Raw genomic sequence first — 22,026 nt, 5'->3', positions numbered from 1 at the left:
AAAGCGGGGAAAAAGAAATATCCAAACCGCTGGAGGAAAAGTCAAGTTTGAGGGAGTAAGAGGCGACTACCGTCCCTCGGGGGGCTGGATGCCGTATTCTTTGAGCTTGAGCCGCAACGTTGACTCCGGAATTTTGAGCAATTCAGCCGCCCGTTTTTTCACCCCGCCAGCTTCCACGAGGGCCCGTTGGATGTGTTTCTTTTCCGCTTCGGCGATGAAGGCATAAAGGGAGAACGTGGCCGGATGGCAGGCGTTGAATTTTTCATCCGGGCCGAAGAACTTGGCGGATAGCAGTTCGGGGGCGACTAACCCCCCCTCGTCGGCCAGAACCGCCAGCTTGCGCACTTCGTTTTCCAGTTCCCGGACGTTTCCGGGCCATTCGTAGGCGCACAAAAGCTCGAAGGCGGCGGGATTGAAACGCAGTTTTTTTCCGCTGGCGTACTTTTCGGCAAAATGCTCCAGAAGCAGCGGAACATCCTCCTTCCGCTCCCGCAGGGACGGCAATTTAAGCGTAAAGGCGGAAAGCCGGTAGAACAAATCCTGCCGGAAATGGCCGGTTTCTGTCAGGGGCTTCAAATCCTTGTTTCCGGCCGAAATCAAGCGGACGTTTACCTTGCGCGGGCGGGTTTCTCCCAACCGCACCACTTCCTTTTCTTCTAACACGCGCAAAAGCTTGGCCTGCACGGAAAGCGGGATTTCGCTCACCTCGTCCAGAAAAAAGGTGCCGCCGTCCGCCTCCTCGAAAAGTCCCGGTTTATCCCGGTCGGCGCCGGTGAAGGCTCCGCGGCGATGGCCGAATAGCTCCGACTCCAAAAGCGTTTCCGGCAGGGCGGCGCAGTTTACCGAAACAAAGCGGTACTCCTTCCGGTTGGATTGGAAATGAATGGTCTTGGCCAAAAGGTCCTTCCCCACGCCGGTTTCACCCAAAAGCAGAATGGAAAGGTCGGAATCCTTGACCCGCGCGGCCGCTTCAATGGCTGAAAAAAGGAGCGGCGACCGGGTAATGATGTTGGGAAAGGCACACTTTTCCTCCAGCGTGGCCAAAAGCCGCTCATTTTCCCGGACTAAATTCTTTTTGGTCAAATGGGAGAGTTCCAAGGCAAAATGGGCGGCCGCGGCCGCGGCAAGATTTAATTCCTCCTGGGAAAACGGTCGGCCCTGTTTGGAAAGGTGCAGAACGCCGGCTTTTTCTCCTTCCACCATAAGGGGCAGGCTCAAAGCGGAAAAAAGCGCCCCGTTGGAAAGTACCGACAGCCGGGGCTCGTCGGTCTCGTTCCCATTGGAGCTGAAAAGCGAGGGGGGTAATTCACCCACGGCGGCCTCCGGTTCCTTCCGGCCATCGGCAAAGCTGTACAAAGTCGCCGCTTGGGCTTTCAACTCCCGGACCAAAAGCGAAAGCTTCGCTTCCAGGGTCTCCTCGCGGCTTAAATTCAAGAACAAAGCGTAACGATTTTCCGCCGAATAGGCGAAGGAAACCTTGCTTTCCGCCAATCGCGCCGCCAGTGACACCTGTTGTCTGCGACTCTCATCCGAAAGCTGCAGCACCGGCTCCAACCGCTCCAGAATCTCCAGAACTTTTTCGAGGAGTAATATCCGCTTCTTTGCCAAAAGCCTCTCGGCCGTCCGGAAAAGTGGCTCGGTGAACACCGGCGCCAGCTTCAGCCGGGTCAACGCGGCGACCGTTTCTTCAAGATGCTGTTGTGCTTGGTCCGCTTCGGCCGCGGGCAAAAGCCAGACGGCCGAAAGCTTCAGACGTACTTCTTCAACGGGGAGCGCCAAAGAAGGCAAAAACGAAAGCGCCTCATCCAAAGCGGCCTTTGCCTTTTCCGGCCGGTCGGTCTCCATCCAAGCTTCCGCCAAAACCCGCAGGCAGGCTACAATCTCCTCTTTTTCAGAAAGCACCTGCGCCAGTTTCAGGGCCTCTTCGGCACGGCGGGCAGCTTCTTGTGGTCGTTCCTGCGCCAGGAGCAATTCCGCCCAGCGCCGCTGAACCTGGGTTACAAGACCGGAATGGGGGGCCAGACGCTCTCCAAGGGTCAATGCCTCACGGTATTCGCTTTCCGCCTTGCCCCACTCCTTTCGCCAGAAAAACGCCTCCCCCCGGTATTCATGATAAATCACTTCCTCCCGATGTAAATTTTCCTCCCGGATAATTTCCCGGGCTGAAGAAAATTCCTTTTCCATCTCGGCCGACCGTCCCTGATGCCCGTACAGATAAGCCAAGGAAAGATGGTTTCGGGCTTGGCTCGCCCGGGCCTTGATTCCCCCGTTTACCAGCAGAGCCAACCGCAACGACTTTTCCGCCTCTTCCCAGCGGCCGGCCAAAAACTGCACCCGTCCCAAATTTCCCCACACCCTTCCCTCCCCGGGACTGTCGGCGGCCGCGCGGGCGGCCTCCAGACTCTCCAATAAATGTTCTTCCGCCGTTTTTAAATCGGAGCGGATAAAGGCCAGCCGCGCCAGCTCGCTGTAGGTTTGGGCAATCCCTTTTTGATCGCTGGCACGGCGGTAATTGGCCAAAGCGTCGGCAAGCGATTTCTCCGCTTCCCGCAGTTCCCCGGTGAGTGCAAAAAGCAGTCCCAATAGATAAAGGGACTCGGCCGCGCCGGTATGGTTGGAAGTCAACCGGTAACCGCTGTAGGCCTGCCGGGCTTTGGCAATGGCCTCGGTGTAGGCGTTCTCCCGGTGGAAAATCCAAGCCCACAAAAGCGCCGCTTCCGCTTCCTCTTCGGCGGCCCGGAAAGGGGGCGCATGCCGCTCGTGGGCCAGCATAATCGACCGGGCCTCGGCCGGCTTCCCCGCCTCCAAAAACCGCCGGGCCTCAACGAAGACCTGCCAGCTTTCTTGTATGTCGGCCAGCTTCATTGCTTCGCTCATTCGGTGAAGATGTATGAATTCTTGGCGCGCATTTTATTACTTCCGGAAGCGGATTCACTACCAAAGTCAATGCGAATTATGGTCGGCTGGGTCTGCTCCCTTGTATACCAAACCGCCAACAGGACATAATCGGTGGTAACGACCAAAACCTCCACTTTATACGCATATTTCAAAAAATCCCACGGATGTTCATCGCAAGGATTAATGGGGGAATAAGCGGTGGTTGCCTGGGCCAAAACGGGGCCGATCAATAAACAAACCAAAAGCAAAAGACTTACGAGTTTTAAAAACCACCGCATCATTTTCATATCTCCTCCCTCTGCATCCACAGAGTTTATGGGCAGACACCAGCGGCAACCCGGCGGCGACTTCCATGGGGGTGCCGGGCTTGCATAGATGATACGCAGCTTTTGCGGGATTTGTCAAGAATTTTTGCGCGCCGCCGGCAACTTTTTATCTATTTTTTTTGTTTGTGAAAAGTTTCTCATTAAAACGGCGATTCCCCGTCCTTTCGCGGCAACTTAACCGGAAGCGGCACGTAAAGATAGATGACTTTGTGCCGGGTTTGTTTATATTCCGCCCGAGGATAACAAGGAGGTTTTGGTGAAAAACAGATTGACGGTTTTTCTTTCCATCGCCGCAGTTTTTGCTTTTTCCATTACCGCCTCCGCCACCCGGCTTGCTGGCGGGGAACATTTCTCATTAAAAACGGACAGCTTGGTAGATGATGACCTTATTCTGGCGGTCAAGGAAGCCTCCCTGTCCGGCCGTATAACGGGGGATCTGCTCTTTGCCGGAAGCGGCCTTTCACTCTCCGGCCCGGTGGATGGAAACGTGATTGCCGCCGGCCAGCATATATCCGCAAAGGGCCCGGTAATAGGGTCCCTGCGGGCTTTCTGTTCGGATTTGACCGTGGAAGGCATCGTGGGGCGAAACCTTGTGGCCTTTTGCGGTACGGCTCGTTTGCCGGAAGGGGCCTCCGTGGCCAAGGACGTCCATGTCTTCAGCGGTAATTTGATGGTGGGGGGAAAAATTAATGGCAGCCTGAATTTCTACGGCGGGGAGGTGGTTATTGCCGGCACGGTCGGCCGGGGGGCCAAAATAAAAGCCGACAAAGTCACCCTTGCCTCCACGGCCCGGATTGAAGGGGACCTTACGTACACAAGCAAAAAAGAAGCAACCATCGAGGAAGGAGCGGTAATCACCGGCCAGACCACCCACAACCTCCCCAAAAAGAAGGATGGCAAACCGTTCTCGGGATGGAGCATTTTTTGGTGGCTGGTTTGGCGCGCCAGCGAGCTGTTGACTGGTTTTCTTTTGATCGCCTTGTTTCAAAAGCAGATGGCTGTCTTGAAATCGACGGTTTCCTCCTCCTTTTTGAAAACATTGGGGATCGGCCTTTTGAGCTTCGTGGTAATACCGGTGTTGGCCCTGCTTTTTGCCGTGATCATCATCGGCCTTCCCCTTACTTTGGCCCTCACCGCATTTTACCTGGTGGCTTTGGTTCTGGCCTGCAATTTCACCGGCCTCCCGCTGGGGGAGGGAATCTTGCGGCTTTTTCGAAAGGAAGGTCCCATCTCCCTCTACGCTTCGATGACCGTGGGAGTATTGGTGATCCAGTTGCTGGAGGAAATCCCCTTCTTCGGAATGCTCGTGCTTTTGGCCACCGCTTGGATTGGGCTGGGGGCCGTAATCTTGGGGAGTTATCGCCTTTCCCAGCAGTTGCCGGGTCCGGGCAAAGCCTAAAATAGCACGATTGGCGATCCGGGGAAGGATCTATTTGATCAAAACCATCCGCCGGGTCAATACCCGGTTTTCCGTGTGAAGGCGGTAGAAATATACCCCGGAGGAAAGCGCCTGTCCCCGTTCATCCCGTCCGTCCCAAACGGTCACGTGTTCCCCTTTGGGTAGGTTTCCGGCGACAAGAACCCTTATTTTTTGCCCCAACACATTGTAAACAGCCAGCTCGGCGACCAAAGGTTGCTCCAGTCGAAAACGGATTTCGGTGGAGGGGTTGAACGGGTTGGGAACGTTCTGCTCCAGTGAAAACTTCAGCGGCCGGTTTTCTGCCGTTGTCTTGACGGCCACGTACGAGGCCCGCAGCATCCAATCGTTATAAATCCAGCCTTTCCATCCGCTTGAGCCGGTGTGAAAAAACGAGCGGCCGTCCGGCAGGGCGCCATCCGACCCCACCCCCGGCTGTGTGGGGGAAGAGGCCGCCCATTGAACGACGAGAAAAAAGTCTCCATTTTCAACCACCGGACGGCCGCTGGCAGGCAGTTCAAAATCGACCCATCCCCGCTCCGTCTGTTCAAGTCCGGCCTGCCACGGGCCGGAAATCAGCCGTCCCGGCAAACCTGCGGAATCGGACCAGACGGAAAAGTAAAACCGGGCCGTGTCATTCACGTATGCCCGAAGCGAGCGAAGCTGCGCCGGATAAACCTCCGGCGTCAATCGCACGGCAAAACGGTTGTCGTCGAATCGGTAATCCGCCACGAAAAAATCCTCGGCCGAGCCGTCGTCGTACTTGATTTGGCGGCCGGCATAAACCGGAAGCTCATAGGGGGTTTGCGATCCGCCCGCCGGCGAAAAGGCGAGATTCGGCACAGGTGCTCCATCCTTGACCTCGATAAAATATCGCACCGTTGAGCCGGCCGAAAGCGGTGAAACCCGGGCTTCAAACGTTTCCCCCTTCCCCACCATGGGAGCCGTATTCCAAATCCCGCCGTTGATGGAATAATGCGCGGTTGCCTCGGATATGCCCGAAAAATCGGAGAGTTGGGCGTTTATCAAAAGCCCCTCCTCCGCAAAAGCGGCGTCCGGCGGAAAATGAACGAGCTGCGGCGGGATTTCATCCGGGCCATAGTAGCGGACAAAGGCTCGCACGGTTAAATCCGCGGTGTTCATTTCACTCCAGCCGCCGCCGGGCGGAGCATAGCTGGAATGTCCGCTGCCGCCGTCATCGTCGCCGGCGATATAAGGGGGCCCCCCGGCCAGAAGTTCAAAAGCCACGTGAAACTCGTTTTCACCGACATCAACCGGGAAGGGTAAATAAATGACCTGTTGGGTCAAATCCCCTCCCAGTTCGACAGAGAAGGAAGAAATCAATTCCTGGGAAGGGAATCCCTCAGAGTCGTCGAAAATACGGACCCGTACGCTTCCCCCCCCTCCGGCCGAGAAAACCGAAAAGGCGATCAAGCTGCAACTTTGCAAAGGGGAGAAGCGCACCCCCCACATTGACCCCGCCACCGCCGATTGCGGAAAATAAATCGCCGGGCCGGAATCATATCCCAGCAAAATCTGTCCGGAGGAGTTGGCAGCCGCAAGCGAATGGGGAGGAACAATTCCTGCGACCGCCCGGTTCTTTGCCTGCTTGAGCGCTTCTCCCACCCATTCGCCAAAAATCAAACTCGGAACGCCAAGTACAAACAGGCTGATTGTAAGGAAAAACCCGTGGCGAAGCTTCATATCCCTATGAACCGGCAATGCCTATGCCGCAGCTGGCTCAGGTTCTTATATACAGGATAGCAAGGCCTTTCTCCACTGATAACCTCAACGCCGGCTTAAAGTAAGCGGACATAAAGAAAGGTCCACGTGCCGGTTCGGCGGAGGTAATTGGGGGCTTTCCCTATGCTTCCACCTGCACACTTTCAACTACGATTTGCGCTCTCCGCAACAACCGGGGTATATTGATAAAATGGACTTGGGATTGAAGGATAAATCGGTCTTGGTGGCCGCCGCCAGTTCCGGCATCGGGTTGGCGACCGCCCGGCTTTTCCTGACCGAAGGAGCCAAGGTCTCCATCTGTTCCCATAATCCCGAAAAATTGGCTGCCGCGGTTGAAACTTTGCATCAAAAAACCGGCTGCCATCCTTTTTCGTTTGCGTGCGACCTGGCCCGGGAAAACGACATTGAGAGCTGGGTGAAAGAAACGGAAAAAATCCACGGCCCCGCGCAGGTTTTGGTGACCAACACCGGCGGCCCGCCCGCCGGAAGCTGGAACGAATTGGCGCCGGACGACTGGACGAAAGCGCATGATTTGATTCTCCGCTCGGTGATGAAGCTTGCCCACCTGGTCACACCGGCGATGCAAAAAACCGGCTGGGGGCGGCTCGTTTTCATCTCCTCGATAGCCGCGAAACAATCCATTCCCCCCCTTGCCTCCTCCTCTACCTTCCGAGCTGGGCTGTTGGGCTACGCCAAAGTATTGGCTGCTGACCTAGGGAAACACAACATCACCGTCAACACCGTTTTGCCCGGCTACACCCTGACCGGCCGCCAGAGGGAACTGGCGGAAAAGGCCGCCCTGCAAAGCGGCAAAACGCCGGAGGAGATTATCAAAAGCTGGGAAGCGGGAATTCCTTTGGGGCGGACGGCCAAACCGGAGGAAATTGCCGCCGCGGTAGTCTTTCTGTCTTCGGAAAAAGCGAGTTATATCACCGGCGCCGCCCTGCCGGTGGACGGCGGCTCAACTCGCACAATATTTTAGTTCTTGGTTGAAAACCGACTATTAAGAATGAACGATACCCTTACCAGCAAGGCAAAAAATACACTCACAAAAAAAACCCTGATGCTCCTATTCCTTTTTGCCCTTTTTTGTCGCCTGTTGTATCTGTCGCAGATTTACGCCAATCCAACCTTTAAATACCCGACTCTTGACGCCCGCTATCACGACGAATGGGCGCAGGCCGTGGCCGCGGGCAAGTTGGCCCAGCCCCAGGCCTTTTTCCGCGCTCCGCTTTATCCCTATTTGTTGGGACTGGTCTATTATGTTTTCGGGCACAATTACCTCGCGCCCCGAATCGTTCAGTACGTCATCGGAGCGCTGGGTGTGGTCTTGCTTGTCCTTTTGGCCGTCCGTCTCTTTGGAAAAAAGATGGGCATTGTTACAGGCGTCATTTTTGCAACATATGCAAGCGTTATTTATTTCGAAGGTGAGTTGCTTTTGGATTTCCTCTTGATTCCGCTCGACTTGCTGATTTTTATCTTTCTGTACAAGGCCAAAGAAACTCCATCGCCGCTCAACTGGCTCCTAACCGGTCTTTGGCTCGGGCTTTCCGCCATCACGCGGCCCAACATTCTGATTCTCATTCCCGCCGTTCTTTTCTGGATTTGGTACTGCTTCCACAAAAGCGAAATTCTGCAACGGCAATTTAAATTCGCCGCCTTGTTTCTCATCGGAGTTTTTCTCCCCATTCTGCCCGTGGCCATCCACAATTACCGGGCGGAAAAACCGTTGGTTTTAATCGCCTCCCAAGGGGGTATCAACTTCTACATCGGCAATAACCCGGACGCCGACGGTTTCACTTCTATGATGCCGGGGCGGCTGCAGACCAACTGGGAACTGGCGGATATCCGCGCGATGGCCAAAGCGGAAACGGGAACGGAGCTTTCCTCCGCCGAATTGTCAGACTTTTGGTATAAAAAAGGGCTGGAGTACTGGAAAAGCGAACCGGCGGCTGCCCTCAAACTGCTTTTGAAAAAAACCTATTTATTCTTCACGCGATTCGAGATTTCCAACAATCAGGACATTTATCTTTTCTGGAAAAACTCCTCGCTTATTCGATTCCTTCCCATCGGCTTCTGGCTCATCGGCCCGCTGGGGCTACTGGGCCTCGTGTTTTCCTTTGTGAACCGCAAAGCCCGGTTCCTCTCCTTTTTTGTTTTGCTTTATGCTTTTTCCGTCATTCTTTTTTTCGTCAACGCCCGCTTCCGCCTGCCGGTTCTGCCGTTTTTGACTTTGTTTGCGGTTTATGCCGTGTTTGAATTGTGGAGGCGCTTTCGCGAAAAGCAAAACCTTCTTTTCTATGTTGCGGCCTTGGCCATTTTTTCCTCTTTGGTCAATTCCAATCTCTACGGCTTTACCAAGAATCCCAAACCCGCCGGCCTGTTTCGCCTCGGCAACGTTCATTTGGAGCAGGGGAACTGGGCCGAAGCGCGGCAGTTGTTTCACCAGACCGTTCAACTCGATCCGAAATTCAAATACGCGCACTTGAACCTGGGGGTGGTCGCGCTGAAGCAGGGGGACTTGAAAACTGCCGAAGAAGAGTTCAAAAAAGAGCTGGAAGTGGACCCCCAATCGGAAAAAGCGGCCGCCAACCTCTCTCTCATCCAGCGGTTGAGAGGTTTCCCCCGACTGGCGGTTTATTGGGCGGAAAAATCGGCCGCCGCCAGGCCCTACTTTCAGGACGCCTATTTGAACTGGGCCCTGGCCTACCGCGCCCTGCAAATGCCCGACAGCGCGCTTTTTGTTCTGCAGCGGGGGGAAAAGAACTGCCCAAGCTTTCTTTTGGGGCGTTTCCTAAAGGCCTCGTTCCTGTTGGAAGCCAAGCGCTACGCGGCGGCCGAACCGCTTCTGCAGGCCCTCTTGGATAGTCTGCAAAACTATCAGCCGTCGTATGACCCCCAGCCTTTTTTTGTCGCTTCGCGGGAGTTTGGAGAAAACCTGGTCGAATTGAAATCCCGCATCTTTTACCTCCTCGGGCGCAGCCGCGGGGAGCAGAATGACTTTCCGCGCGCCATGGACTATTTCCAAAAAGCGCTGGTCGAAAACCCGGCCAATGCCGATGCGGCCGCCGATTTGGGAACCGCCCTGGACTATGCCGGCCGGTCGGCGGAAGCCCTCCCCTACTTTGAAAAAGCCCTTTCCCAAAAGCAGGACAATTTCGCCCTCTTCTACAACTACGGGCTGGCCTTGGCCAAGCTGAACGAGTTTCTAAAGGCCAGAGAGGCTTTTCGCCGTTCGCTGGAACTGAACCCGAACTTCCCGCCTGCCCGGGAAAAGCTGGCAATTGTGGAAGCGCTGCTGAATTCCCGGCAATAAAAAACCCCGCCAAAGCGGGGTTTTTAGAAACGATTCGCCCCTACGGCGGGCCGATAAACCAGTTCAGCATCTTCTGCATCACCTGCACGGCTTGGGACTCCTTGATTCCGTACAGGGGGAAACCGAAGTAAGCGGTCTTGAAGAAGGTTCGATCCGTGCGGACGGCGACCACCTTGCCGTGCAGGTGCGAAGTGTCCGCCACCCCCACCGGCGAGCGGAAAAGATACAGGAATTCGCTGCGCGGCTGGCGCACAAAATAGTTGACGCCCGGCATCTGCCGGTAGCGCGAGGTATCCTTTCGCGAAGCGGCCACCGTGTAGCGCAAAACCACCGCCGTGTCGATATCCAAAGGCGGAAATCCCTCGCCGGTGGCGTCGTCGCTCGGATCGGCCCCCACGAACTCCTCCCGGCTTATGCTGTCCCGCGCCACGGACAGGGCGTGGGCATGATAAAACATCTTTTCCGCACCAAAGTTGAAATACCCCGCTCCTTGAATCGGGTTGGTCCGCTCAAAGAAAAGCTCGACCGGCTGCGCCACGCCAAAATTCAACGATAAATCGCTCAAGTCGTCCCGCCCCATCCCCCACACGCTTCCGCCGGCATCCATGTACGCCTTCAGCATGGAAAGAAAATTGGTGTTAGCGGTTGGAAAAACCTTTTCTTTATGGAAAATGACCAGCTTGTAGCGGGCCAAAAGCGATTCGCTTAGGGGCATGGGAGGAGTGGTTGATAAAAAGTTGGGATCCGACTTCTCGCTGAAAAACTTCACGTCCAAAGCCGAATCGATTCGGGCGCCGTAGCCGGCGTCCCGGATAAGCTTGAGATAGTAATTCTGCACCAGCATCGATTCCTGCGGCGGCGTGGAGCCGTCCGGTATGAGCCCGTACGGTGGAACGTTGTTGAGGAAACTGCCGCCGCCGGTAGTCGTGGACTTGCTCACCAGCAGGATATCCCGGTCAAAACGGGGATGAACCACCCGGAAGTTATTGATGGCGGCCCCCGGTGAGCCGGCGAACACGGTCAGCGGGGCCACCACGCCGGCGTCGTCCCGCGCCCGCACCCGGAAATGGTAAAGCCCGGGCCGGAAATTGGTAAGCGTGTCAGCCCCCCGCAGGCCGAAGAAGGTGACCGACGTGGCCGATGTGAAAGTCTGCCGAGTGGGGCTTTGGCCGGATCCCGGCCCGGGCCACCGGACCGGATAGGTGGTGCTGGCCCAAAGCCGGTTGGTATCCGCATTGGGAGTGGAGGCAAACGGCCCGAAAAGCTCCCAAAAATAATCAAACTGCGGCTGCTCCTGATTGGGATAATCAGCCGAATCGGAACCAAACCAAGAGATGGTTATGCCGCAGTGCCCCACCTTCATAAATCCGCTCGTGTCATACGTGTTGAAATCCAAGGAATAAAAAGTGGGTATCAACCCCGGGTTTGCCACCGGCGATCTGTTGCAGGTGCCTATGGATTGAAAGTGTGTCTTCGGCGGCCGGTTTTTCCGCCCAAAATACCGCCAGGCAATGCTGTTGGAATCCGGAAAATTCCGGCTCGCGGTCGAAAGCGCCCCCCGGTCATCCCGCGCCCGGACAAAGACCACCGTGTTCCGGGTCGCTGTGTCCCCGGGATTCCGGCTGGAAGTCGGCAGCGCAATGGTGTCGGTCTGGCCGTTTCTAAAAATGTTGTCCACAACCCTCCAGTGCCAAAGGGTGTCCGTATCCACGGGATGGGCGCTCAAAAAGGCCCGCACCACGGAATCCTCCTTCTCCGGGGGGGAAAAGGTGATCCGCACCACCGAATCGGGCACCAAAGCGTACTGGAACTCGGTGATGTAGCCGTCCCGGTCCAAGGCAAACCAGAAAAACTGGTCCGGCCGGGTGAAGACCGTGCCGGCCACCGGCACGGTGGAGAAAAACACCTTGGGGGGGGTGTTTTGATGCGATTTCCCGACTCTTTTCACCGTGCATCCGGCCGATAAAAGAAGGCCAAAAATTGCAAGGTAAGCAAACCCGTATGCTACCCTTTTCATTCCGGTAAACTTCTCCTTTATGCGCATTTAGAAAGTGAAAGAAACCGACCAGCGGTGAAAGGAGCCCAGATCATGGGCGTCCTGAAAGGCGTAATCGGCGGTGAGGTTGAAACGCTGCACGGGAAGCTTGAACCCGGCCCCCGCCGAAAACCCCACGCCGGTGGTGAATTTGCGCGTGTCCTCGGTCAAAACCTCCTGGGCGTCCGTGTCCTGGCGGATGTTGACCCCCGCGCGCAACGCAATCTTTTCGGAATACCAGTACTCCACCCCGGTGTTGAATTTTTCCAGGTTGTCGGCCGGGTGGCTCCCCTCAAAAGCCAGCGTGGTGCGGTGCTGCGGGGATTGGACCACGTCGATCGCCGTGCCGAAATGAAAGTCGATCGGCAGCGGAAAGTCCTTGAAGTTTTCGTCGGAAGGGCCGAAGCGGAAGTTGGGACCGAAGTTGGAAATCCGCATGGCAATCCGGAAATTCCGGAAACCGGTTTCATACAAAGTGCCCACGTCCGCCGCCCAGCCGGAGGCCTCCCGGTCATCCAACGCCTCCACAATGAATTTGCCGGTGAAGCCGAAGGAGAAATGGTCGGTCAGGTAGCGGGCAAACGTGACTCCCAGGGCCAAATCCTGGGCCTTGGTAATTTCCCCCGTGCCGGAAGGAAAGTTGTAGGTGGTGACGGGAATGTCCCCGCTTTGAAAATCATACACGGAGACCGCCACGACCCCTCCCAGTTTGCGTACCGGCAGAGCCAAAGCGGCGAACTCGTAGTGAATGCCGGCCGGGTAATCGATGTGAGTGAAAGCCGCCTGCCGGCGGGAAAGGGCGGCCAGCCCGGCGGCATTGTAGTACACGGAGAAAATGTCGTTGGTCACCGCCGCAAAGGCGTTCCCCATCGCGGTGGCCCGTGCCGAAACCCCGATTTCCAGAAACTGCAGCCCGGCCGTGCCGACCTTCGCCTGTCCCCAGACGGAACCGCCCGCCCAGAGCAAGCCGAGCAAAATCCCTGCCGCTGTTTTTTTCATATGCACCGTCCGTTTTCCTTCGCGCTCATTTGAGGATTATGATTTTCCCAACATGGGTGTTCTTCAAACCATCCTCGGTCCAAATCCCGTCGCTGGACTGCACCGTGTAAAGGTACAGCCCGGCGGATATGGCCTGGGCGTTGCGGGTCAGCAAATTCCAGGACTCGTACCCGGCATCGGAGGCGTTCGGGTTCTTGTCGTGCCGGATCTCCTGCACCAAATCCCCGTCCAAAGTGTAGATGCGGATGACGCACTTGGCCGGCAGATTGATGAAATTCAACTTGCGGAAATGCTCCCGCGTGGCCGGATCCCGCACCTCGTTGTTGGGGTTTTCAAAGTGGCTGTAATCGTGGTCCACCCGGTAGGGATTGGGATAAACCGATATTTTGAAGGTGTCGCTGGGGGAGAAATAAAACAAACTGTCCACCGGCGTTCCCCCGGGGCCGCAGGCATCGCAGAAGCGGATGGAGATGGCCCGCCGGCTCGAGTCCGGGTTGCAGCGCGAAGGGTCCGGCGCCGGACTGTCCGGCCCGTTGAATTTGTCAGGGTCGATGACCCGCGTGTTGCAGGTGTCCCAAAGCCCGGCGTAGGTGGTCTGGATGAGCCCGTAGTTCATAATCGCCGACGGGTTCGCCCGCCAGCTCCCGGCGGCCAAATCGTAGGTAAAGACGGCGTAGCTGTAGCGGCGGGACTCCTCATTGGGCAAAGGATATACAAGCTGGGCGGCCGAGTTGGGAGTCACTTCGAGCGGCTCCAAAAAATTGACTGGGGTCTGAATGCCAAAATCAAACGGCGTCAGCGCCAGATACACCGCCTGCCCCGGATAAAGCCCGGATATTTTGTACTGGTACCAGTAGGAACTGTCGTTATCCGGGTCGGTCACCGACGGGTAGAGCTTGACCTGTGAAAGCCCCAAATTATAATCCTGCGGCGCGAAATATATAATTTCGTCCACCGGTTGATTACCGGGCCCGCAGCTTGCACAAATACGCACCCGAATGGCTGTCTTGGTCGTGTCGGGATTGCACCGGGTCACATCCACACCGGGCCGTTCAATACCGGGGGTTGCACTTCTTACGCCCGTTGGAGCTTTGTACTTATTGGGGTCAATGGGCCGGTTAATTGTATAGCGCCAATTGAGCGGGTCGGTAATGCTGTCCACTTTGTTTAGGCAGGTGTCCCAAAGAACTGCATATCTTTGCTGAATCTCGTCCCAGCTCAAAGGCGGCAATTCGGTCGGCTGCCAGGTGCCGGAGGTGCCGACAGTGTCAATTCTTCGGGTATTAAGGATATGCACCTTCCAGTCCACTTTGTCGAAGGATCCCACCGTCGTCCAGTACTGCCCGTTGGGGGAAAGCTGAATCCGGTATCCCTCGAAATCCTTCAGCCCTCCGGAAAAATCATCCACCACGTTTTCCGTGTTCTTGCCGAACCAGCGCACCAGAATCTCCCCCTGGTTGGTAATCACCTGCGCGGGGGGGATCGGCGGCGGCTGCGGCCCTTTGAAGTCCGGAATCCCGTCTCCAAACCGCCGTTCCACCGAATCTCCGGGGTTTCCGCAGGGAACCGTGTCAATGATGGTTTCGTTGTCAAAAACCCGCTGCACCCAGCGGGCGTTGGTGGCGATGGCCTGAAAATTCAAGTTGCTCTGATAGCGCTCGATTTTGAACGGGTCGCGCAAATTTTCCGGAACCGCCCCGATATTGGTGTTGTAGTTGGAGGGATCCCGGTGGAACCCCAGACCGGCAATGTATCCCAGTGTAAGCCGCAGCGTGTCGCTCGGGTCGTCCACCAAGGGAAGCAGATTGAAGGGGCCGTATCCCACCACGTAGCGGGTGTCAAACCCGTTGGCAATGTCGATGGCGGCCGCCGCGTCGGAAAGCGGGGGCATCCAGCCCGTGCCGAATCCGTAGTCCGTGGAATTGTGGTTGAGCGCGCTCCAAATCTGGTCCAGGTCAAATTCCCCGTTGGAGATGTAGTGATACTTCATCGCATCCCCCTCCGGCTGCCCCAGCCCGCCGGAAAAGTTCCGGCGCCCGGGCACCTTCTGCGGGCCCCAGTCCAGCGATACGGTTCCGTTGGGGGTCCACCAGTTGAAGGAGGTTTTCACCTGGTTCAGCGGCACGGGCGCCCGCACCACCCGGATGCCGGTCACCCCCGTCGGGCTGGTCGGCCGGTAAGCGCCGTTGATTTGATCCCCGTCGTCGTCGTGCACGTACACCAGATTGATGGTGTCCGGGCAGGCCGCCAGCCGCTCGTTCGGCACAGAAACCTTGAAACCCGACAAATCATCCTCAAAATAATTGGGCGTGCCGAAATGCCCCACGTCGGCATCCACAAACACCCCCAAATAAACGTTTGAAAGCGGCTTCTGGCCCAGATTGACAATGTTGAAGTCCAGCATCACCCAGTCCTGCCCCCAGCCGGCCGACCAGGAATAGCTTTTCTGGATGACCTTGAGTCCCATCGGCCGGAACGGTTTGCCGTCCTGCGGGTCCGGGTTTTCCACAAAACCCGGATCGGTCAGAGTATCGTACATCACGGCAATGATATCCTGGTCGGAAATGGCGTTCACGCTGTCGTAAAACGGGCTGTTCGGGTTTCTGGAACGCTTGATCATCCCCCCCACATTCTCGCAGTCGGCGTGCAGCTCCCCCCGGTCCGAATCAAAAACCCAGCCGTCCGTGCCGAGGGATACAAGGGTGTCCCCCGCCACCACCGCCCCCACCCACAAAGCCCCTTGAAAAAGATATTCCACCCGCGAACCGCCCGGAAATTCCGCCGAGGAGGAAAGCCCGCCGGTCAGGCAGTCCCGCAGGTTTTGGTCCGTCTGGTTTCCGAAAAATCCGTAGTTGGTGACCGTGAACCACAACCGCCCCACCTTGTGGGTGCACTGGTCCTTGTTGGGCAAACAGGCGGCGTTCACTTTGTACGCGGAGGGGAGCGCGGAACTCTGCGTCTTAACGTCCTTTAGCATCCGTCCCGAAGCCGCGCCAAACCAGGCGGTCAAAATCGCCCCCAAAACCACTGCGGAAATGCGCCGGATAGCCATTCCTCTTCTCCTTGCAAAATCGGCGTTAAAAGTCAATGGAAATCCCCATTTTTATGTTCCGGCCGGTTTCATAGTTGCGCGGGTCGTCCTGCACCGGCGTCCCCGGCAAAGCCACGTAGTACCCGCTCACCGGGTCCAGCCGAACCAAGTTGGTGTTGGTCCGCCCGGTATTGCTGGAACCTCCGCCGGAAACGGCGGCCACGTTCTTCCGGTCGAACAAGTTGCTTATCCAGAGCTGGAAGGTGTAGTCCTGCTTCCATACCCGGAACGATTTTTGAAAGCGGACGTCCACCCGGCTGTTCGGCGGAAGCCGGAGCGAATTCCGGCGGGATAAATCGGTGCGGGCCGCCGGCAGCCCGGGATACACGTTGCTGGGGGTGAAGGGAAAACCGGAGCCGTACTGCCAGATGAAGTTCATGTTCCAGTTGTCCGGCATCCGGAGCCCGAAAAGCTGGGGATGGTCCCCGTTCGGGACGTTCACGTTCAAGTTCACCGTAATCTGGTGGGTCTGGTCCCAGTCCAGCGGGAACTCCTGGATGTTGATTTCGTTTCCCGCCAGCCGGTCCAGGAAGTTGGAAATTTCCGAAGAGCTCTTCCCCAGGGCGATGGAGAACTGGTAGTCCAGGTATCCCTGGAAGTAGCTTCCCCCCACCTTGGAAAGCTCCGCCTCGAACCCGCGCGTCCGCCCGTAGTCCGTGTTGACGTACTCCTCCCGGTTGTAGCTGCCGTAGCGGTTCACCAGCGAATTGATGAGCCCGAAATCGTCGTTGTAAAAGCCGGTCAAAACCGCCCGGTAGTTGCTGGAGAGAAGAATCTCGCTGCCGAATTCGTACTTGATTTTCTTGGTGTAGTCCAGGTTGAAGTTCCCCACCGTGCCGAACCCCGTGGTGACGTTGTTGGAGCGGCGGTAGAACTGGTTCAAGTTCGGCAGTTGGAAGTAATGGCCGTAGTTGAAAAAGAGCTTGGCCCGCTCGCTGATGGGGTAGGAAAAGCCCATCCGCGGGGAGAGCTTGTTTTTCACCGGGTCCGGCTGCTTGTCCCCCAGAATCTCGGCCGCCCGCACGCTGTTCAAGCCCGCGGACTGGAAAAAGAAATCGTAGCGCAAGGACAAATTGGCGATGAGCTGGCCGTATTCCACACGGTCGCCGAAGTAAACGTCCCCGATCAAGGGCCGGCGCACGTAGGAGTCGCGGGTGATCCCCCGGTCGGGAAATTCCTGAAAGTCCGGAATACCGGCGTAGCGCACCTGCACCGCCTGGATGTCGTTCATCGTCAGCTTGGCCAGATCGAGCTGCAGCCCGGAGGAAAGATAATGGGTCCCCACTTGCGAGTTCAAATCGAACTTGAACGTGGTCTGGGCCACGCCGTGTTTCTGGTAGGCCGGCAGAAACCGGGTGCTGTTCGCGGAGGAAACGTAGGTGCCCGGCTCCACAAAGCCGTTGTTCCCCGGGTCGTACACCCCGTTGCCGTTCCGGTCGATGAAGGGCTCCCCGTCCTCGCGGATGGCGGCCCCGTTGGGGGGGTCGTACACCCCGTTGCCGTTCAAGTCCCGGTACGGCAGTCCGACCGTGTACGGGCTTCCCGCGCCGTCATATTGGGAGTTGAAATTCAAATCCTGGTTTTCCGGGCAGTTGCAGGTGATGAAGCGGTCGATGGCCGGGTCGTACACCCCGTTTTTATCCATGTCGATGAACGATTCCCCCAAAATGACGTCCCCGTCCACAAACTTTTCCGGAATGTCCGTGTCCGCGCCGGTGATGTCCGCCCGGTCGGCGTCATATCGGCCGTTGTTGTTGACATCGAAAAACGGCTCCGGCCCGTCGTACACCCCGTTGCCGTTCAAGTCCTGGAACGGGTCGCCGGGGAAACCGGTCGCCGGGTTGGGCGGGGTGTAAATCGGTCCCCCGATTGCCGTGGTGTCCTCGCGGAAAACGTCCACGAACGGCTCCCCGGCATCCCAGCGGTCGTTGTTGTTCATGTCATTGTAGCTTTCGCTCTGGTCTTCAAAATTGAACAAATCCGGGTTTTTCCCGTGGGCCGGGTTGTAGGGGTCCCCCGGGCGCTCCACGTACACCTTGTCGTAGTGGGAAATCAAGGCCCGGTAAAAGGTGTTTTTGGAGAGCGTGTGCTCGGCGCTGATGCTGAAGGTGTTGGTCTGGTCGTTCACCACCTGGGCCGTGGAGGGGGAATAGCGGTAGCTCCATTGCAAATTTCGTCCCACGAAATTGTAGCGCAAATACTCCCCCTTCCAGTCCACGTTCAGCTTCAAAAGACCGGAGGGGCGGATGGTGAATTTCAACTGGGTATTGTAGGTGTTCTGGCTGCGGTCCGGTATTTCGAACCCCAGGATGCTTGTGGAGGCGAAATCCTTCCGGGTCAAGGGGGAGGCCAGTTTGTTGTAGGAAAGGTGCGTGTCGGTCTTGTCCATCGCCACGGAGGCAAAATAGGCCACCTTCCCGTCCGTGTTCCAGTTTAAAAACTTGGGGAAAATCCAGCCCAAAAACGGCTCCGGCCCGGAGAGGTTGAACTGCACCTGGTCGGAGTTGAAGGAGTACTTGCTGAAGGTGGGGGAGGCGAACCGATCGGTGAAATACTCCACGTGGAAGCGGGTCCGGTCCGTGGAGCCCTCCTTGGTGGAAATGGAAACCACGCCGGAGGTGGCGTTGCCGTACTGGGCGTCAAACCCCCCCTTGATGAGCGTAAACTCCTGAATGCTGTTCGTCCCCACGCTCATGTTGGAGGAGTTTTCCGCCCCGAGGTTGGAAGAGCCCGTCAAAATGTTGCGCACCTCCACCCCGTCGATGATGAACACGGTCTCGTCGTGCCGCCCGCCCCGGATGTGAATCTGCCCGTCCTTGACAGTCACGCCGACCTGCACCTTCAAAAGTTCGGTGACGTTGCGGATGGGAAGCTTTTCGATTTCCCCGGCATCCACCTTTACCTTGCTGGTGCTTTCGTATTTGCGAATCTCGGCTTTTCGCCCGGCGGTCACCACCACGGTGTCTCCCTCGAACGCCTGCTCCGCCAGAGCTACCGTGCCCGTTTCAAACTTGTCGTCGGACTTGACCTTCACATCCTTAAACAACTCTTTCCTATATGTGGGCCCGTAGCTGATTTCGATTTGGTAATCCCCCGGCGGCACGTTCAAAATGAGAAAATTCCCCTTCTCGTCGGATACCGCCCCCATCTTGGCGGAGGTTCCGTCCGGCAAAAGCAGCCGCACCCTGGCGCCGAAAATCGGCTCCTTGGTCTTTTTCTCTATAACCCGCCCGGCCACCTGGCCGTTGGCGGCCAAGGCGGAACTGAATCCCCCGAACAAAATACCGGCCAGAACGAACGAAACAAAAATAAATCGTACCGATTTACTCATACGAACCTCCCGAAATGACGGAGACCGAAACGAAGTCCTTCCTACCTACAAACTTTCCTGCAACCGCTGTCCATAATTTGACGTATGATACGGAATCGGTCATTTTCTTGTCAAGATTTTTTTCTCCCATAAAAGGCCTCATTCCGGCACGGCCGCCGAAAAGCCGGCTTTGGCTTCCCGGGGCTTTCTTTCATTCCACGCGTTGGATGAATATTTCTCCGCAAGATCTTCCGCCTTCGCCCATTGGCTGGATGATAACCTCTCCTCTTCAAATTCGACGCCAAAAACGCCGGAAAATCCTTCCTGCAGGGCGGCCGTAAGCGTTTCGATGGAAACTTCCCTTCCGGCCGCCTCCTCCACTGTGGCGTATCGGGAGCGAAAGTTTGAAAGGCCGTTGCCCGGAGATGCTGCTTCCGCACTTCGCGCCAGGACCCGCTCCGCCAGTTCCCGGTTGCGCGCCGTTAAGGGAATCGAGCCGTGCTGCAAAAAAGCGGAACCCTCCCGGCGCTGCGCGCTGCCCACCAATTTTTTTCCATCCGCCGAAATTTCGTAGTCGGACAAGGTCAAAAAACAGGCCGCCAGCCCGGCGGAAGGGGAAGGGGCCGCTCTTTCCTGTCGCAAAGAAAACGCTACCGGCAAACCGAGCCGCGTAAAACCGGAGGTCAAGGCACGGGCGATCTGCCGGTAGGTTTCTTTTAAGGACGACCCCAAACCCTCTTTCTGGGCATCCCCGGCGGCTAACGAATAGGTCAAATCCTCCGAATGCAAAACGGCCCTCCCCCCCGTTATCCGGCGCACGGAGGAAACCGCCGCTTCGCGGGCGGCCTCGACGTTGAACGCCCGGCGGGGAGTTTGAAAATAGCCGTACGAAATCCAGTCCCCTTCCCATTGATAAAAGCGCAGGGTGGGGGGGCGCATCCCTCTTTTGGCTTCTTCCAGCAACAATTCGTCAAGGGCCATATTAAGGTAGCCATTCAAAGGCGGATTTATAAGCAATCGCCAGACGCCGCTTCCCGTTTCCACCTTTTTGGCCATATCTTGTTAAGTCAACTGCCGTGCCGGAAACAACGCCCGTCTCCGTTTTTGTATGTAATTGTAAGACAACGACTTGTTTTGTCGGATTTGACCGGAAGAAACGGTTTGTCGGCGAATTTTCGCCGATTTGGCCGAAAATTAACCGATTGCCGCCCCGTTACTTGTGACCGAATTTTTTCCTAAGGGCTTCCATTACCGCCTCCGGCACCATCCCGGAAATATCCCCGCCGTGCGAAAAAACGTTTTTGATGATGGTGGAGCTCAAGTAGGTATATTTCTCCGACGGCATCAGAAAAACGGTTTCCACTTTCGGCGCCAGCCGCCGGTTCATCAGGGCGATTTGAAATTCATACTCAAAATCGGAAACCGCCCGCAGCCCGCGCACAATGGCGGTGACCCCCTTTTCCTTCGCCAAAGCCGCCGTCAATCCGCCGAAGCTGATGATCTCCACTTTTTGAAAACCGGACAAGACATTTTTTAAAAGCTCGCTTCGCTCCGCAAGGGAAAAGAGGGGGGATTTTTGCGGGTTTTCCGCCACGGCGACGAGGAGGCCGTCAAACAGCGCCAACGCCCGCTCGATTAAATCCAGATGTCCGTTTGTTATCGGGTCAAAGGTGCCGGGATAGAGCGCTTTCTTCATCCCCGTGCCCTGAAGTAGGAAATCATCGTATCCCCGTACCGCCGGTTTTCCATAAGCGCCAGGTTTTCCGGTGCGTCAAAATGCTGTTTTTTTGAATGTTCGACGGCCAAAAGCCCGTCTGGACGCAAAGCCGGATACTTTCCCCAGATCGAAGAGAGTTCATCCAGAAAATCCTGCCGGTACGGGGGGTCGGCCAGAACCAAATCGAACTTTTTTCCACCGGCAAAAAGGCGCGGCAGCGAGCGGCGAAAATCCTCCCGCCGAACTTCGTACTGCTCCGAAGAAAACAAACCCGCCAGGTTATTGCTCAAGACCGAAACCGCCTGCGCGTCCATTTCCACAAAAAAGCAGAAGCGGGCCCCCCGCGAGAGCGCCTCGATCCCAAGCCCGCCCGCCCCGGCGAACAAGTCCAGCACGGCCGCGCCCTCGAGGTACGGGGCCAAAAAATCAAAGAGCGCTTTCTTCGTCCGGCCGGAGGAAAATCGCTCTTTTCCCCGGGGGGTGTAAAGTTTTCTTCCCTTGAATTTTCCGGAACCGATCCGCAGGGTCATGCCGGAGGAATCAGTACGCCAAAAAATTTGCGGCGGCCCGGGGCTCGCCGGTTTCGGCCAGGGCGCAGAGCGCCATCCCCAGCGGAACGGCCCACCGTTCGGGCGGCTCCTCGGAAGGGAATGGAACCAGCGGCGTGGTCAGATGCCCCACGCGTACCCCTCCCAGCTCTCCCAGCGCGGCGGCAAGGGAGCCGACGCCCGCCCCCGGCCCCCCCAGATAGACCGAATCGATTTTTCCGGTTTGCGTGGCTCGGAACCCCAACAGATGCAGAAGGGTCGAAAGCTCGATGCCGTACCGCTCCAAAAGTGACTTCCGCAAAAGCTCCCGCGTCTCGGCCAGCTCCCCCCCTTCCGTGGAATCGAGATACCCGGGCGGAGAGGGAATCTCGTTAACGCAGGTCAATTCCCCCCGGTCCAAAACCGCCACCGTGGCAAAATCCTCCCCCAAGTTGACGAGGGCGGTCGCCGCCTCCGGCGGGAGGCCGGAGGCAAAAAAAACGGCCGCCAGTCCAAAGGCCGCATTGCCGAAGGCCAGATCGGCGGCCCCTTTCTTGGAAAAAGGGCCGGCGATTTGCTCCACAAATTTGCGGCGGCCCGGGGCTCGCCGGTTTCGGCCAGGGCGCAGAGCGCCATCCCCAGCGGAA

Annotated in this window: 14 protein-coding genes; 3 read left to right on the top strand and 11 right to left on the bottom strand. The window is 57.0% G+C overall.

The window, feature by feature from the left end:
* Positions 1 to 66 precede the first annotated feature (66 nt).
* Together VNL73_04925 and VNL73_04920 are read right to left on the bottom strand one after the other, a co-directional pair.
* Positions 67 to 2,865 carry a sigma 54-interacting transcriptional regulator gene (locus tag VNL73_04925; GenBank protein HXF48751.1) on the bottom strand — a complete coding sequence of 933 codons (2,799 nt, stop codon included), beginning with the start codon at positions 2,863 to 2,865 and terminating at the stop codon, positions 67 to 69.
* Between the two features lie 8 nt (positions 2,866 to 2,873).
* Complete coding sequence (locus tag VNL73_04920; protein ID HXF48750.1) at positions 2,874 to 3,185, bottom strand: hypothetical protein; 312 nt, start codon at positions 3,183 to 3,185, stop codon at positions 2,874 to 2,876.
* 295 nt (positions 3,186 to 3,480) lie between these two features.
* On the opposite strand from VNL73_04920, the gene VNL73_04915 reads away from it, so the two are divergent.
* Positions 3,481 to 4,623, top strand: coding sequence for a hypothetical protein (locus VNL73_04915; protein HXF48749.1), 1,143 nt, complete (start codon positions 3,481 to 3,483; stop codon positions 4,621 to 4,623).
* 30 nt (positions 4,624 to 4,653) lie between these two features.
* Here the strand turns inward: VNL73_04915 and VNL73_04910 are convergent, their stop codons facing one another.
* Positions 4,654 to 6,345, bottom strand: coding sequence for a T9SS type A sorting domain-containing protein (locus VNL73_04910; protein ID HXF48748.1), 1,692 nt, complete (start codon positions 6,343 to 6,345; stop codon positions 4,654 to 4,656).
* Positions 6,346 to 6,574: 229 nt separating this feature from the next.
* Between VNL73_04910 and VNL73_04905 the strand changes: the two genes are divergently transcribed.
* Positions 6,575 to 7,366: an SDR family oxidoreductase gene (locus VNL73_04905; protein HXF48747.1), complete on the top strand. Its 792-nt coding sequence runs from the start codon at positions 6,575 to 6,577 to the stop codon at positions 7,364 to 7,366.
* 27 nt (positions 7,367 to 7,393) lie between these two features.
* Complete coding sequence (locus VNL73_04900; protein ID HXF48746.1) at positions 7,394 to 9,700, top strand: tetratricopeptide repeat protein; 2,307 nt, start codon at positions 7,394 to 7,396, stop codon at positions 9,698 to 9,700.
* 40 nt (positions 9,701 to 9,740) lie between these two features.
* Here VNL73_04900 and VNL73_04895 read toward each other — a convergent pair whose 3' ends face one another.
* From VNL73_04895 to VNL73_04860, 8 genes are all read right to left on the bottom strand, one after another.
* Entirely contained in the window at positions 9,741 to 11,648 is a 1,908-nt protein-coding gene (locus VNL73_04895; protein ID HXF48745.1) for a hypothetical protein, read from the bottom strand.
* Between the two features lie 96 nt (positions 11,649 to 11,744).
* Entirely contained in the window at positions 11,745 to 12,734 is a 990-nt protein-coding gene (locus VNL73_04890) for a PorV/PorQ family protein (GenBank protein HXF48744.1), read from the bottom strand.
* A gap of 25 nt (positions 12,735 to 12,759) precedes the next feature.
* Complete coding sequence (locus VNL73_04885) at positions 12,760 to 15,786, bottom strand: hypothetical protein (GenBank protein HXF48743.1); 3,027 nt, start codon at positions 15,784 to 15,786, stop codon at positions 12,760 to 12,762.
* A gap of 25 nt (positions 15,787 to 15,811) precedes the next feature.
* Complete coding sequence (locus VNL73_04880; protein ID HXF48742.1) at positions 15,812 to 19,156, bottom strand: TonB-dependent receptor; 3,345 nt, start codon at positions 19,154 to 19,156, stop codon at positions 15,812 to 15,814.
* 138 nt (positions 19,157 to 19,294) lie between these two features.
* A complete protein-coding gene (locus VNL73_04875) occupies positions 19,295 to 20,191 on the bottom strand; it encodes a biotin/lipoate A/B protein ligase family protein (protein ID HXF48741.1) in 897 nt (298 codons plus the stop codon).
* Positions 20,192 to 20,348: 157 nt separating this feature from the next.
* Positions 20,349 to 20,831: a pantetheine-phosphate adenylyltransferase gene (gene coaD, locus VNL73_04870; protein HXF48740.1), complete on the bottom strand. Its 483-nt coding sequence runs from the start codon at positions 20,829 to 20,831 to the stop codon at positions 20,349 to 20,351.
* Positions 20,828 to 21,382 (bottom strand): 16S rRNA (guanine(966)-N(2))-methyltransferase RsmD, encoded by a 555-nt coding sequence (rsmD, locus tag VNL73_04865; protein ID HXF48739.1) that lies wholly within the window; start codon positions 21,380 to 21,382, stop codon positions 20,828 to 20,830. Before rsmD ends, coaD begins: the two co-directional genes overlap by 4 nt.
* A gap of 10 nt (positions 21,383 to 21,392) precedes the next feature.
* A partial coding sequence (locus tag VNL73_04860) for a hypothetical protein (protein HXF48738.1) occupies positions 21,393 to 22,026 on the bottom strand: 634 nt, incomplete at its 5' end.

The organism is Verrucomicrobiia bacterium, from assembly GCA_035574275.1.
Lineage (GTDB): Bacteria > Zixibacteria > MSB-5A5 > DSPP01 > DSPP01 > DSPP01.
This window is presented reverse-complemented; position numbering and strand designations above follow the sequence as displayed.